Below are 14,947 nucleotides of genomic sequence, written 5' to 3'. Positions count from 1 at the left end.
AAGCCAACTCCTTCAATATTAAGTCAAAAATTGAAAAAATATGAAAAGCTATTTTCTCAATTTCTGCCTTAATACTTGGAGTTGACCGGCTTTCTCACAACCTTGATGAAAATTTCTCCAAAAAGGGTTATACTAGTTAGTATTGAAAAGTAAGGGTCGGAAATGGAATGATTTCTGGTCTTGACAGAAAGGGCGTATATTTTTGTCAGAAAAACGAGAGTTATTTGAGAAGTTATTGGAACAGATCCAATTAGAAGAAACAGAAAAATCACATCCGCTTATTTCTGCTGGTGAAATGGAACGTGTGGTCGTCCATCGTAAATCTCGTCTTTGGGAATTTACTTTACGGTTCCCGGCTATTTTACCTGTCATGATCTATCGCTCGTTGATGCAACATGTCATGCTTGCATTTAAAGAGATCGCTGAGGTGAAGATCACGATCCAAGCGGAGGATCAATCGTATGATGAGCAACTTCTGCAAGATTATTGGTCACAAGCATTAGAGAGTCAGCAATGCGATACGCCTTTAGTACAAAAGGTTCTAAAGACACAAGTGCCGACGATCAAAGACCATAAGGTGATTTTGCCGGTGGATGGGGAAGGGGCTATTGGTTATCTTAAACAACAATACTTGCCATTAGTGGAACAGTTGTTTGTCAGCTATGGCTTTCCTAAGTTCCGTATTGAACCAGAAGTCGATGAACAGCAAGCAGAAAGAGTGCTAAAGCTGTTTGAAGAAAGAAGACAAGAACAAGCGGAAGCATTTATGAAACAAGCTGCTGAAAGTTTGATTGTCCATGAACAAAAGAAAAAAGAGCGCAAAGAGCAGTTGCCAACGCTTGATGGCCCAATCCAACTAGGTAGAAATATTCCAAATGATGAGCCAATCACACCGATGATCAATATTTTGGAAGAAGAACGTCGAGTAACCATCGAGGGTTACGTTTTTGATAAAGAAGTGCGTGAGCTTCGTTCGAAACGTAAGATTTTGACATTGAAGATCACAGACTACACTTCTTCGTTTATCGTCAAAAAGTTTTCAAACAATGAAAAAGATGAACAAATCTTTGAAGCTATCAGTACGGGCAATTGGTTGAAGGTTCGCGGAAGTGTCCAAGAAGATACGTTTGTCCGTGACCTTGTGATGAATGCCCAAGATATTTTAGAAGTTAAACATGCGCCACGTAAAGATTATTCTCCTGAAGATGAAAAACGTGTTGAGTTGCATCTTCATAGCAACATGAGTACGATGGATGCGACGAATAGTGTCGCAGATCTTGTTGCTCAAGCGGGTAAGTGGGGACATAAAGCGATCGCTATCACGGACCATGGCGGAGCACAGGCTTTTCCAGAAGCGCATAGTGCAGGTAAAAAAGCTGGCGTCAAAATTTTGTATGGGGTCGAAGCGAATGTCGTGGATGATGGTGTACCGATTGCTTACAATGATGCCCATGATTCATTAAGTGAATCCACTTATGTTGTGTTTGACGTGGAGACCACTGGTTTATCCGCTGTTTATGATACGATCATCGAGTTAGCCGCCGTTAAAATGTACAAAGGAAATGTCATTGAAAGTTTTGACGAGTTCATCGATCCAGGACATCCTTTATCACGAACGACGATTGATTTGACGGGAATCACAGATGAAATGGTTCGTGGCTCAAAATCAGAAGAAGAAGTTTTACGGTTGTTCTTAGAATTTTCAAAAGACGCAATCCTAGTTGCCCATAATGCTGCCTTCGATATGGGGTTCTTGAACACAAGTTATGCGAAATACAATATCCCAGAAGCAGCGAATCCAGTCATCGATACACTAGAATTAGCTCGATATTTATATCCACAATTCAAACGATTCGGTTTAGGTGTGCTATCGAAAAAATTCGGCGTTAGCTTGGAACAGCATCACCGTGCGATCTATGATGCGGAAGCAACTGGGCATCTTGCATGGATATTTATCAAAGAAGCGATGGAAAATCATGAGATGTATTATCATGACCAGTTAAATGCGCATGTCGGTGAGGGTGATTCTTACAAGCGTGCTCGACCATTCCATGTGACGTTACTGGCGAAAAATCAAGCCGGGTTGAAAGACTTGTTCAAATTGATCTCGATGTCCAATGTCGATTATTTTGAACGTGTGCCGCGAATCCCTCGGTCACAGTTGAAGAAATTCCGACAAGATCTATTAGTTGGATCTGCTTGTGACAAAGGCGAGATTTTTGAAGCCATGATGCAAAAAGGTGTGGAAGAAGCCCGTAATCGGGCGAAATTCTATGACTACATCGAGGTCATGCCTAAAGCTGTTTATGCACCATTGTTAGAACAAGAACTTGTCAAAAATGAACATGATTTAGAAGAAATCATCCGTAATTTAGTAGAAATCGGCAAATCGTTAGACAAGATCGTTGTTGCGACAGGTAACGTGCATTATCTAAATGAAGAAGATGCGATTTACCGTAAAATCTTGGTCAACTCGATGGGTGGGGCGAATCCTTTGAATCGTCATAGCTTGCCTGAAGTTCATTTTAGAACGACGGATGAAATGCTAACTGCCTTCACTTTCTTAGGAACAGACCTAGCGAAAGAGATCGTTGTTGAAAACACCAATAAGATTGCGGATATCTGTGAAGAAGTCGTGCCAGTCAAAGACGAGCTGTATACGCCGAAAATTCCTGGTTCAGAAGATGAAATCACTGATCTAAGTTATACAAAAGCGAAACAATTATATGGTGATCCGTTGCCAGATATTGTGGAAAAACGGTTAAAAAAAGAACTGGATTCAATCAACGGAAATGGATTCTCAGTTATTTATTTGATTTCTCAAAAGTTAGTGCATAAAAGTAATGAAGACGGGTATTTGGTTGGTTCTCGTGGTTCAGTCGGTTCGAGTTTCGTTGCAACGATGACAGGGATCACTGAGGTCAATCCATTGGCACCACATTACTACTGTCCAGATTGTCAGTATTCTGAATTTTATGAAGACGGAACATACGGTTCTGGCTTTGATATGCCTGAGAAAAAATGTCCGAAATGTGGCGCTCGCTTAAATAAAGATGGGCATGATATTCCTTTTGAAACATTCTTAGGTTTCCATGGTGACAAAGTACCCGATATCGATCTGAACTTCTCTGGAGACTACCAAGCAGAAGCCCATCATTACACAAAAGTATTGTTTGGGGAAGAATACGTTTATCGTGCCGGTACGATCGGTACAGTGGCGGATAAAACGGCGTATGGCTTCGTTAAAGGGTTTGAGCGAGATCATAATTTGCATTATCGTAGTGCCGAAGTCGATCGTTTAGCAAAAGGAGCGACTGGGGTCAAACGGACGACCGGTCAGCATCCGGGGGGGATCATCGTTATCCCTGATTATATGGATGTGTATGACTTTACACCGATCCAATACCCGGCAGATGATCAAAATTCTGAATGGAAAACGACTCACTTTGATTTCCACTCGATCCATGACAATGTGTTGAAACTTGATATTCTGGGACACGATGATCCGACAGTGATCCGGATGTTGCAAGATTTATCAGGGATCGATCCCCAAACAATCCCAACCGATGATCCAGAAGTGATGCGAATCTTTTCCGGACCTGACGTATTAGGTGTTACACAAGAACAGATTTATTCTAAAACGGGTACTTTAGGTATACCGGAATTTGGGACACGGTTTGTTCGAGGAATGTTAGAAGAAACACATCCGACCACTTTTGCGGAACTATTGCAGATATCTGGTCTTTCTCACGGTACTGACGTGTGGTTAGGAAATGCAGAAGAACTGATCAAACGTGGCGATGCAACACTTGCTGAAGTAATCGGCTGTCGGGATGACATCATGGTTTATTTGATCCATGCTGGGTTAGATAGTGGCATGGCGTTCAAGATCATGGAAACGGTGCGTAAAGGATTATGGAATAAGATCCCTGATGATTTACGAGAAACATATTTGACAGCCATGAAAGAAAATAACGTACCTGACTGGTACATCGATTCTTGTTCGAAGATCAAGTATATGTTCCCGAAAGCCCATGCTGCCGCTTATGTCTTGATGGCGCTGCGTGTCGCTTACTTTAAAGTTTACTTCCCAATCTTGTATTACTGTGCGTATTTCTCTGTTCGTGCGGATGACTTTAATTTAGTCGCGATGTGTAAAGGGAAAGAAGCCGTCAAAGAGGCGATGAAAGAAATCACGGATAAGGGTCTTGATGCTTCTGTCAAAGAGAAAAATCAATTGACTGTCCTTGAATTAGCAAATGAAATGTTGGAACGTGATCTGAAATTCGGGATGATCGATCTGTATAAATCGGATGCAGTGAACTTTGTCATCGAAGGCGATACACTGATTGCGCCATTCCGCGCTGTACCGAGCTTAGGGACTAACGTGGCGAAACAAATCGTTGAAGCAAGAAAAGATGGTCCTTTCTTATCTAAAGAAGACTTAGCAACTCGCGGGAAAGTTTCAAAAACGTTGATCGAGTACATGACGGAAAATGGGGTCTTGAAAGATTTACCCGACGAAAATCAATTATCGTTATTTGATATGTTATAAAAGTCCATTCGAGAAATGAAAATGAATCAAAATGAAAGCAAAGAGTAGTAATGCTCGTTGCAAGTTGGTTATAATGATATGGCTTGTCATTTAGAGCGATTTATGTTATAGTTATTTAAGGTAATGATACTAACTGTGAGTGAGCGGAATTTTCGCTCACTCTTTTTAATGGAATTACGGATCTAATTTTAAGGAGGCGAAATCTTTGAGTAGCGTCGTTGAAACAGTCACAGAAATGGTGACACCGATCTTAGATGAACAAAAGTTTGAGCTGGTGGAAGTAGAATTTGTCAAAGAAGGAAAAAGCTGGTTTTTACGAGTGTTTATAGATAAAGAAGGCGGAATCGACATTGAAGAATGTGCATTTGTCAGCGAAAAATTAAGTGAAAAGCTTGATACGACAGAGCCAGACCCGATACCACAAGCATATTTCCTAGAGGTATCATCTCCAGGCGCAGAACGCCCTTTGAAAAAAGAGGCAGATTATGAAAAAGCACGAGGAGAGTATATCCATGTGTCTTTATATCAACCAGTTGACGGAGAAAAACAATATGAAGGATTTCTCCAATCATTTGATGCTGAACAGCTTACATTGAAGATACGCATAAAGACACGGGAAAAAGAAATTGTTTTTGACCGTAAGAATATTGCCAAAGCTCGCTTAGCAATCCAATTTTAATCACGGAGAGGAAACAGAAAAAATGAGTAAAGAAATGTTGAACGCGTTAGATGCTTTAGAGGCTGAAAAAGGAATCTCAAAAGAAATCGTGATCGACGCTTTAGAAGCTGCGTTAGTTTCTGCATACAAACGCCATTATGGGCAAGCACAAAACGTAGAAGTAGAATTTGAACAAAAAAAAGGTAAGATCCATGTCTATGCCGTGAAAGAAGTCACTGAAGAAGTGATGGATTCACAATTAGAAGTATCATTAAAAGATGCCTTATTGATCAATCCTGCTTATGAGATCGGTGATAAGATCCGTTTTGAAGTCACACCAAAAGATTTCGGTCGGATCGCTGCTCAAACGGCGAAGCAAGTGATCTTGCAACGTGTGCGTGAAGCGGAACGTACGATCATCTATAACGAATTCAGTGCATATGAAAAAGATATCATGCAAGGGATCGTTGAACGTCAAGACAAACGTTATATCTACATCAATTTAGGTAAAATCGAAGCGGTACTCTCGAAACAAGACCAAATGCCAAATGAATTTTATCAACCACATGATCGTATCAAAGTATACGTCTCACGTGTTGAGAATACATCTAAAGGCCCACAAGTCTTTGTAAGCCGCAGTCATCCAGATCTTTTGCGTCGCTTGTTTGAACAAGAAGTGCCAGAAGTTTATGATGGCCTTGTTGAGATCGTCAGCGTAGCTAGAGAAGCGGGCGACCGTTCAAAAGTGGCTGTTCGTTCAACTGATCCGAATATCGATGCTGTCGGTACTTGTGTTGGTCCTAAAGGGCAACGTGTCCAAGCAATCGTGAATGAGTTGAAAGGCGAAAACATGGATATCGTTGAGTGGGACGAAGATCCTGCGGTATTCATTGCCAACGCATTGAACCCTTCACAAGTCGTTGATGTTATTTTCGACGAACAAAATCCAAAAGCTTGTACGGTCGTTGTACCAGATTACCAATTGTCATTAGCCATTGGTAAACGTGGACAAAATGCACGTCTAGCAGCAAAATTGACGAACCACAAAATCGACATCAAATCAGAATCAGATATGGCTGAATTTTATGAGAAGCAAGCACAGAGCGTGTCTGTGGAAGCCGAAGAGCAACATGATGAAGCTATCATCCAATCAGATTTGACAGATGATGAGTACCAAACGATTGCATTCAATGATGAAACGATCGAAGAAACAGATCAAGAAGAAATTTAACTGTCAGTGAAGGAGGCAAAGAGATGAAACAAAGGAAGATCCCTTTACGCAAATCTGTGGTTTCAGGTGAAATGAAACCCAAAAAAGAGATGATCCGTATCACCCGCTCGAAAGAAGGCGTGGTATCGATCGATCCTACTGGAAAAATGCCTGGACGAGGAGCGTATGTCTCACTTGAGCCGGAAGAAGTACAACAAGCATGGGATAAACATCTCTTGGATCGTGTACTTGAAGCTAAGCTAACAGATGAATTTTATCAAGAACTGCTGGATTATGTCACACACCAAAAAGCCAGAAAAGAGCTATTTGGCGAATGAGTCAAGTCAATCGGCAAAAAGCCATGAATCTTATTGGATTAGCGATGCGTGCAGGAAAAATGATCACAGGTGAAGAATTGACGATTGGAGAGATCCGCCGCCAAAAAGCGAAGATCGTTTTCGTCGCAAGTGATGCCAGTGAGAATACCAGAAAGAAAATCAAAGATAAGAGTTCGTATTACGAAGTTCCTTGCTTTGAGCTGTTTTCTGAGGAAGAAATCACTCAGATGATCGGCAAGCCTCGCAAAGTGATAGGGATCACTGACGCCGGCTTTGCAAAAAGGGTCAAGGAGCTAATTGAAGGTTAGGAAGGTGATTGCATGGGCAATAAACGAATTTATGAACTAGCGAAAGAATGGAATAAGTCTAGTAAAGAGGTCGTTGATAAAGCGCAGAAACTTGGAATCGATGTGAAAAATCACATGGGTGCGATCAGCACACAAGACGAAAAGAAACTGCAACAAGCGTTCAACCAACCACAGCAGAAAAAGCAACCAGTACAAAAAGCAAACCAAAAACCAGCCGGACAGCAGCCAAGTAACCAAAAGAAAACAAACGAACCATCGAACCAACAAAAAAATAAAAGTAACCGCAACTATCAAGATCGCGGTCAAGGGAGCGGTCAAGTGAATCAAGGAAAAAACCAATCAACAAATCAGAAGAGTAACCAGACAGGTGGAAACACTCAAAACCGTCAAGGGAATACTCAAAGCAACAACCAAAATCGCCAAGGAAACAACCAAGGCAGCACTCAAAACCGCCAAGGTACTACCCAAGGTAACAATCAGGGAAGTAACCAAAACCGTCAAGGAAACAACCAAGGCGGCGGACAAAATAGAAACAATAATAACAATCGCGGAAAATTCAACAATAATAACCGCAATCGTTTCAATAAAAAAGGGAAAAAAGGCAAACAGCAAACATCGAACAAGCCAGCAGTCCCACCACGTAAATTCCGTGAATTACCTGAAGTATTAGAATATACAGAAGGCATGAACGTGGCAGATATCGCGAAGAAAATCCACCGTGAACCAGCAGAGATCATCAAAAAATTATTTATGTTAGGTGTAATGGTCAACCAAAACCAAGCATTAGATAAAGACACGATCGAGTTATTAGCAACAGATTACGGAATGGAACCACAAGAAAAAGTCCAAGTAGATATCGCGGATATCGACAAATTCTTTGAAGCGGACGAAGTAGATCCAGACAAATTAGTTTCACGTCCGCCAGTTGTAACGATCATGGGACACGTTGACCATGGGAAAACAACTTTACTAGATACGTTACGTCATTCTCGTGTAACAAGCGGAGAAGCAGGTGGTATCACGCAGCATATCGGTGCTTACCAAATCGATATCGACGGCAAACCGATCACATTCTTAGATACACCAGGACACGCGGCCTTTACAAGTATGCGTGCGCGTGGTGCAAGTATCACAGATATCACGATCTTAGTTGTAGCAGCAGATGACGGTGTAATGCCACAAACAGTAGAGGCGATCAATCACGCCAAAGCAGCCGGCGTGCCAATCATCGTAGCAGTCAACAAAATCGATAAACCAGGAGCAAATCCGCAACACGTGATGCAAGAATTAAGTGAATATGAATTGATTCCTGAATCATGGGGTGGCGAAACGATCTTTGTAGAGATCTCAGCGAAATTTGGTCAAAACATCGAAGAACTATTAGAAATGATCCTTTTAGTTGCTGAAGTGGAAGACTTGAAAGCTGATCCAACGCAACGCGCGATCGGTACAGTGATCGAAGCACGATTAGACAAAGGAAAAGGCCCTGTGACAACTTTACTTGTTCAACAAGGTTCATTGAACGTCGGTGACCCAATCGTTGTCGGAAACACTTACGGTCGTGTACGTGTGATGGTCAACGATTTAGGACGCCGTGAAAAAACAGCTGGACCAGCAACACCGGTTGAGATCACAGGTTTGAATGATGTTCCTCAAGCAGGCGATCGTTTCGTTGTCTTTGAAGATGAGAAAACAGCTCGTGCAGCGGGTGAAGAACGTGGCAAACGTGCGATGTTAGAGCAACGTGCTGCAACTAGCCGTGTGACATTAGACAACCTATTCGAAAGCTTGAAAGAAGGCGAACTGAAAGAAGTCAACGTCATTATTAAAGCGGACGTACAAGGTTCTGCTGAAGCATTAGCTGCTTCATTGAAGAAAATCGATGTAGAAGGCGTACGTGTCAAGATCGTCCATTCTGCTGTTGGAGCAATCAATGAAAGTGATGTAACGCTTGCTGCAGCAAGTAATGCGATCATCATTGGTTTCAATGTTCGTCCAACACCTCAAGCGAAGATCCAAGCAGATACGGAAGAAGTAGATATCCGTCTACACCGCATCATTTATAAAGCAATCGAAGAAATCGAAACAGCGATGAAAGGGATGCTTGATCCTGAATTCGAAGAAAAAATCACTGGTCAAATGACTGTCCGTGAAACGTTCAAAGTATCAAAAGTTGGAACGATTGCGGGAGCCTTTGTAACAGATGGTTACATTCGTCGTGATAGCGGTGTGCGTGTGATTCGTGATGGTATCGTTATTTACGAAGGACAACTAGCAAGCTTGAAACGTTTCAAAGATGATGTGAAAGAAGTCAAAATGGGCTTTGAATGTGGTGCAATGATCGAGAAATTCAATGATCTTAAAGTGGACGATGTTATCGAAGGCTTTATCATGGAAGAAGTCAAAGTAGACTAATTTAAAAAAAGGAGGCCGCTCAGTATGGCTAACTATCGTGACCGCAGAGTCGGTCAAGAAATTTTAAAAGAAGTGAATGATATCTTACGCAAAAAAGTACGTGATCCACGCGTGGAGAATGTAACGATCACAGATGTACATGTCACAGGTGATCTACAGCAGGCGACGATCTATTATAGTCTTTTATCTGACTTAGCTTCAGATAAGAAAAAAGCGCAAGAAGGGTTGAATAAAGCAAGTGGTCTGATTCGTCGGGAATTAGGACATAACATGAGCATTTACAAAACACCTGAATTGACGTTTGAATTAGATGAATCTGTTGTTTATGGTAATCACATCGATGAATTATTGCGTAATTTAAATAAAGATTAAGAAGCGAACGAACACTTTTTTCGTCTCGTAAGTCAAGAGAGGACGGATACGATCACTGTATCCGTCCTCTCTTTTTATATATTATTGATGTCAGTCCATCGTCAAAGAAACAAACACGAAATACAGCGGAAAAATCCAAAATAATAAGAATCATTTTCGAATTTTTTCGCTGTATCGCTAGCAGATGAATTTTGCCGCTTTGTCCGTTTTTGGGGAAAACAGCTTTCATCGATTTAAAAGCATTGATCAGGGATTGATCGACCAGAAAGTTAGCCTACTTTTTACCAGCTAACCACCCGTATAACCAATCAAAAGGTGCAAAGAAAAGATTTTCCATAGGTGCTCCCTCCTTTACAAAAGAATACCATCTTTCTATTTACAACAGTGTGAACTTTTGTTACGTTTATGTTTCTAAAACAAAATAATCGTACATTAATCGATCAAACACGTCAGTTTATACTACTTTGTGTTATAATAATTCAGTTAATACTTAAAAGAATGGAGACCAGATAATGGAAGGCTTATTACCTTTATGGAAAGAACGAGGCATGACTAGCCACGATTGTGTATTCAAATTACGAAAAATTTTACATACAAAAAAAATCGGACATGGGGGAACATTAGACCCTGATGTGGATGGTGTTCTTCCAATTTGTATTGGTAAAGCCACTAAAGTTATTGAATACTTGACGGATTCGGGGAAGACCTACCAAGGAGAGATCACCCTTGGATATAGTACGACCACCGAAGATAAATCTGGAGAGATCGTCGAACAGCAAGCAGTAGTCGAAGCGTTGACAGAGGCCCAAATCGATGAAGCGATGGCTTCTTTTGTCGGTGAGATCACACAGATTCCGCCAATGTACTCTGCCGTGAAAGTCAACGGTCGCCGTTTATACGAATATGCACGAAATAACGAAACAGTGGAACGCCCTGTTCGAACAGCACACATCTATCGGTTTGAACGAACCAGTGAGCTTGTATGGTCAAAGGAAACAGGTACAATTTCTTGGCGCTTTGAAGTAGAATGCGGCAAGGGTACTTATGTCCGGACGTTAGCTGTTGATACAGGAAGTAAATTAGGCTATCCTGCTCATATGTCCGATTTGACGAGAACAGCAAGTGCGGGGATGGATCAATCACAAGCAATCACGCTCGCTCAAGTAGCCGCTTATATGGAAGCAGGAACGATCGAAGAGTATCTTCTGCCAATCGAAACAGGCGTGGCGAAATTCAAACAGGTTGAGATCAATGAGGCAGTATGGCAAAAAGTTAAAAATGGAATGCGCCTAGATTACCAAGTATTTGGTCTGCCAGAGATGCCATCAGAAGAAATCGCGCTTTTTTATCAAGGAAAAGTAGTGAGTATCTACCAACCAAATCCAAAAGAAAAAAATAAGTTGAAACCAAGCAAAGTTTTAAGAAATGAGGTTTAATGTAAAAATGGAAATCATCAAAATCAGACACCCTTACCAAGCTACTCAAATTCCGAAAGAAGACGTCGTATTGATCTTAGGTTTTTTTGACGGTGTTCATTTAGGACATCAGAAAGTCATTGAAATCGGTCGGACGATTGCCCAAAAAGAGGGTCTGAAATTGGCATTGATGACATTCAATCAACATCCGTCAATCGTCTTTAAAAAAATCAATCCAAGCGACGTTAAATACTTGACTACCTTGGAACAAAAAGAAGCAAAGATGGCAGAACTTGGTATCGATTATCTTTACGAAATTGAATTTACTTCTGCGTTTGCTCATCTGGCTCCTCAAGATTTTGTGGATCAGTACATCGTAGGACTAAACGCCAAGTATGCTGTTTCTGGCTTTGATTATACCTACGGACCGAAAGAGATTGCGGATGTTCCTCATCTTCCTGGTTATGCGAAAGGTCGCTTTGAAGTCGTTACTGTACCAAAAGAGCAGCAAGAAGGAGAAAAAATCAGCTCGTCACGTATCCGTGAAGAGTTAGACGCCGGAGATGTTGCAACTGTTGCTAGCTTATTAGGCTATCATTATGAAATCGATGGGGTAGTTATTCATGGGGATGCCCGTGGTCGATTACTAGGATTTCCAACAGCCAATGTCAAAGTCAAAAGTACCGTTCATTTACCAAAAGTAGGTGTCTATGTTTGTGAAATCAAGGTTGGTGACACTTGGTACCCAGCGATGGGATCAATCGGACATAACGACACATTCGGTGATGGCCGTGAATTGACAGTCGAATTGTATATCTTAGATTTTGACCAAGATATCTATGGCGAGCATGTCTATATTCGCTGGCATGAATTTATTCGCGATCAAGTGAAGTTTGATGGCGCAGAAGCTTTGATCGAACAATTGCGAGCAGATGAGCAAATAACTGCTGAATTTTTTGAACAGACGAAGTAATTGAAGCAAGTTTTTGAAATGGAAAGAGGCTGATCGTACAGTCTCTTTTTTTGTTTTGAAAATCATTATGCAATTTTCATGGTGCGTATGATTTGCTTTCCCCCACACTGCGTAGTGTACACTGTCTTTATAGCTGATTATAAACAAATGAAAACATTTGTTATTTTCGTAAATAAAGAAAGGATGTCCGTGATGTATAAAGAACTAGAAAACAAAGTAGCAGTAGTAACAGGTGGGTCGAAAGGAATCGGTACAGCGATCTCTCAGCGATTTGGAGAAGAAAAGATGCGAGTAGTCGTAAACTATCATTCCGATGCTGAAGGGGCAGAAGAAGCGGTCAAAACGATTGAACAAGCGGGTGGAGAAGCTGTAGCAGTCAAAGCTGACGTAGGGACAGAAGAGGGCGTACAAGCATTAATCGATCAAGCAATTGAAACTTATGGCCAATTAGATGTATGGGTCAATAATGCCGGGACTGAAAACCAAAAGCCAACACATGAATTAAGCTTGGAAGAATGGGAAACAGTGATGCAAGTCAACTTGACAGGCGTCTTTTTAGGAACAAAGGCGGCCATCAATTACTTCAAGAAACACAATGTAAAAGGCAATATCATCAATCTTTCATCCGTCCATGAACAAATCCCATGGCCAACTTTTTCACATTATGCTGCATCAAAAGGTGGCGTCAAACTATTCACTCAAAGTGTTGCGATGGAATACGCCCCTGAAGGAATACGTATCAATAGTATTGGTCCGGGAGCAATCAAAACACCGATCAATGCCGAAAAATTTGATGATCCAGAACAAAAAGCGACAACAGAAAGCATAATTCCCATGGAACGCATCGGAAAACCAAATGAAGTTGCGGCTGCCGCTGCCTGGTTGGCTTCGGATGAAGCAAGCTACGTCACAGGTATCACACTATTTGTAGATGGTGGTATGACGCTTTATCCTTCATTTCAAGGTGGGAAAGGGTAGGGATTGATCAATGGGAATCTTGATTGCATTAATACCAGCGATTGGTTGGGGAATCCAACCGCTTGTTTTGAAAAAAATTGGTGGGCGTCCCACAAATGAAATATTAGGTACAGGGATAGGGGCATTGTTAGTTGGCCTGATTGTTCAATTGGTGATGTCACCAGGTGGTATTTCAATTTCCACGTTTTTGATCAGTCTTTTATCGGGATCATTTTGGGTCATTGGACAAATCGGCCAATACACCACATTCAATTTGATCGGTGTTTCAAAAACAATGCCAATTTCGACTGCGATGCAACTTGTTGGAACCTCTTTGATCGGTGTTTTCGCTTTTGGTGAATGGTCAGGGACAACAGGGAAAATCATCGGAGGTGCGGCGATCGTCTTACTAGTGATTGGCTCGGCATTGACAGCAATCACCGATGGAGGAAGCAAACAAGGTGGAATAACGAAAGGCATTTCGATTCTTGCCTCTACGAGTATCGGTTATTGGGTATATAGTGCATTACCTAAATTAGTCAATGCAGACGGGGTAGCAATCTTCTTTCCACAAATGTTAGGTGTGTTCTTAGCAGCAGCCATCTACGTCGTCTTGAAACAACCTAAAGCGTATGGAGACGATAAGAGTTGGAAAGCAACGATCGTCGGCGTCATTTTTAGTTTAGCCGCATTTGCTTATATATTTTCTGCAAACGCCAATGGGGTGGCGACTGCATACATCATTACACAAATGAATGTGGTGATTTCTACACTAGGTGGTATGGTCATTTTACATGAAAAGAAAAGTAAAAAAGAATTGAAATACACGTTGATCGGATTAGCCTTGATCGTCGGAGGAAGCATGATCACCGTGTTGATATAGAAAAAAACATAGTAAGACATTGAGAAATAAAATGTCTTACTATGTTTTATTTTGGTGTACTCAACCAGATATCTGTTTGTTTTAAAACAGCTTCGTTGAACCAGGCACCAAAACTTTGAACATAATTAAAATTACCACTGATAATAAATTCCACGCACTCATCATCCAAGACATTATAAAAGAAGTAACGATCTTCTTTATTTGAATAAACATCTTGATGATAGCTGATCATCCGATCGCGAAATTGATGCAAAGACTCTAATGATTCGTACTGAAGATAGAATTTAAGGACAACGGCACTTTCTATTAATCGATCGCTCCCATCAAAGCTAGGTTTCGTTTTGAAAGAGAATTGAAGAAAATCTGACAGATCTTCTTCAGAAAATCGCCATTTTCCTCCAACTTTTGTTCCATGAAGTTTGCCTTCACGCAAATAATTGCGCACAGATCGAGTCGTTACTCCGAGTAGCTCGGCAAGTTGGTTAACTGAATAATACGGGCCCATCTTTTTTCCTTCTTTCACTTTTATTGTATGTTTAAAATAACTATTACTAAGTAAATTTAGATCAATGATTTGTGAAACTAATTGACAATCGATTATATAAAATCAATAAAAATAGCTGAAAAAGAAATCAAGGACATCTTTCATGTTATTATACTCAAAATAAAGTATGAAGACCATACGTTTTGAAGATTATTGTTATGTTTTCCTATATTTTTAAATAGTTATCAATAAATAAAAATACCAAGTAAATCATTCAACTATCGATTTATTTCGAAAAATTGTACAAATTAAAGCACAGTATACATGTTCTTTCAAAAATAGCTGAAGTCTAATTAGGAAAATCAGCAGACTCTTAAAT

General features: G+C 40.8%; 12 protein-coding genes. 11 read left to right on the top strand and 1 reads right to left on the bottom strand.

From position 1 onward, the window contains the following. The first annotated feature begins 202 nt into the window (after positions 1-202). The 11 genes from JZO83_RS08865 to JZO83_RS08815 all read left to right on the top strand — a co-directional run bounded on the left by JZO83_RS08865 (position 203) and on the right by JZO83_RS08815 (position 14,084). Complete coding sequence (locus tag JZO83_RS08865) at positions 203-4,555, top strand: PolC-type DNA polymerase III (RefSeq protein WP_207115537.1); 4,353 nt, start codon at positions 203-205, stop codon at positions 4,553-4,555. Between the two features lie 205 nt (positions 4,556-4,760). Then, positions 4,761-5,234 (top strand): ribosome maturation factor RimP, encoded by a 474-nt coding sequence (gene rimP, locus JZO83_RS08860; RefSeq protein WP_010735193.1) that lies wholly within the window; start codon positions 4,761-4,763, stop codon positions 5,232-5,234. Positions 5,235-5,256: 22 nt separating this feature from the next. Continuing rightward, complete coding sequence (gene nusA, locus JZO83_RS08855; RefSeq protein ID WP_207115536.1) at positions 5,257-6,444, top strand: transcription termination factor NusA; 1,188 nt, start codon at positions 5,257-5,259, stop codon at positions 6,442-6,444. Positions 6,445-6,467: 23 nt separating this feature from the next. Beyond that, entirely contained in the window at positions 6,468-6,761 is a 294-nt protein-coding gene (locus JZO83_RS08850) for a YlxR family protein (protein WP_086283647.1), read from the top strand. Beyond that, positions 6,758-7,069 carry a YlxQ-related RNA-binding protein gene (locus JZO83_RS08845; protein ID WP_206857152.1) on the top strand — a complete coding sequence of 104 codons (312 nt, stop codon included), beginning with the start codon at positions 6,758-6,760 and terminating at the stop codon, positions 7,067-7,069. Before JZO83_RS08850 ends, JZO83_RS08845 begins: the two co-directional genes overlap by 4 nt. 12 nt (positions 7,070-7,081) lie before the next feature. Next, positions 7,082-9,484, top strand: a complete 2,403-nt coding sequence (infB, locus tag JZO83_RS08840; protein WP_207115535.1) for a translation initiation factor IF-2 — start codon at positions 7,082-7,084, stop codon at positions 9,482-9,484. A gap of 24 nt (positions 9,485-9,508) precedes the next feature. Next, positions 9,509-9,856 (top strand): 30S ribosome-binding factor RbfA, encoded by a 348-nt coding sequence (gene rbfA, locus JZO83_RS08835; RefSeq protein WP_010735198.1) that lies wholly within the window; start codon positions 9,509-9,511, stop codon positions 9,854-9,856. Between the two features lie 512 nt (positions 9,857-10,368). Beyond that, positions 10,369-11,292 (top strand): tRNA pseudouridine(55) synthase TruB, encoded by a 924-nt coding sequence (truB, locus tag JZO83_RS08830; RefSeq protein ID WP_207115534.1) that lies wholly within the window; start codon positions 10,369-10,371, stop codon positions 11,290-11,292. Positions 11,293-11,299: 7 nt separating this feature from the next. Further along, positions 11,300-12,244 (top strand): riboflavin biosynthesis protein RibF, encoded by a 945-nt coding sequence (gene ribF, locus JZO83_RS08825; protein ID WP_206857160.1) that lies wholly within the window; start codon positions 11,300-11,302, stop codon positions 12,242-12,244. 192 nt (positions 12,245-12,436) lie between these two features. After that, positions 12,437-13,222 (top strand): glucose-1-dehydrogenase, encoded by a 786-nt coding sequence (locus tag JZO83_RS08820; RefSeq protein WP_207115533.1) that lies wholly within the window; start codon positions 12,437-12,439, stop codon positions 13,220-13,222. A 10-nt stretch (positions 13,223-13,232) separates the two neighbouring features. Beyond that, a complete protein-coding gene (locus JZO83_RS08815; protein ID WP_207115532.1) occupies positions 13,233-14,084 on the top strand; it encodes a GRP family sugar transporter in 852 nt (283 codons plus the stop codon). A gap of 46 nt (positions 14,085-14,130) precedes the next feature. Here the strand turns inward: JZO83_RS08815 and JZO83_RS08810 are convergent, their stop codons facing one another. Continuing rightward, positions 14,131-14,589: a helix-turn-helix domain-containing protein gene (locus JZO83_RS08810; RefSeq protein ID WP_207115531.1), complete on the bottom strand. Its 459-nt coding sequence runs from the start codon at positions 14,587-14,589 to the stop codon at positions 14,131-14,133. Positions 14,590-14,947: the final 358 nt, after the last annotated feature.

This window comes from Enterococcus sp. DIV1298c (assembly GCF_017316315.1).
GTDB classification, from domain to species: domain Bacteria; phylum Bacillota; class Bacilli; order Lactobacillales; family Enterococcaceae; genus Enterococcus_B; species Enterococcus_B mangumiae.
Note: the sequence above shows the minus strand (reverse complement) of the source record. Positions and strands in the feature narration are given on the sequence as shown.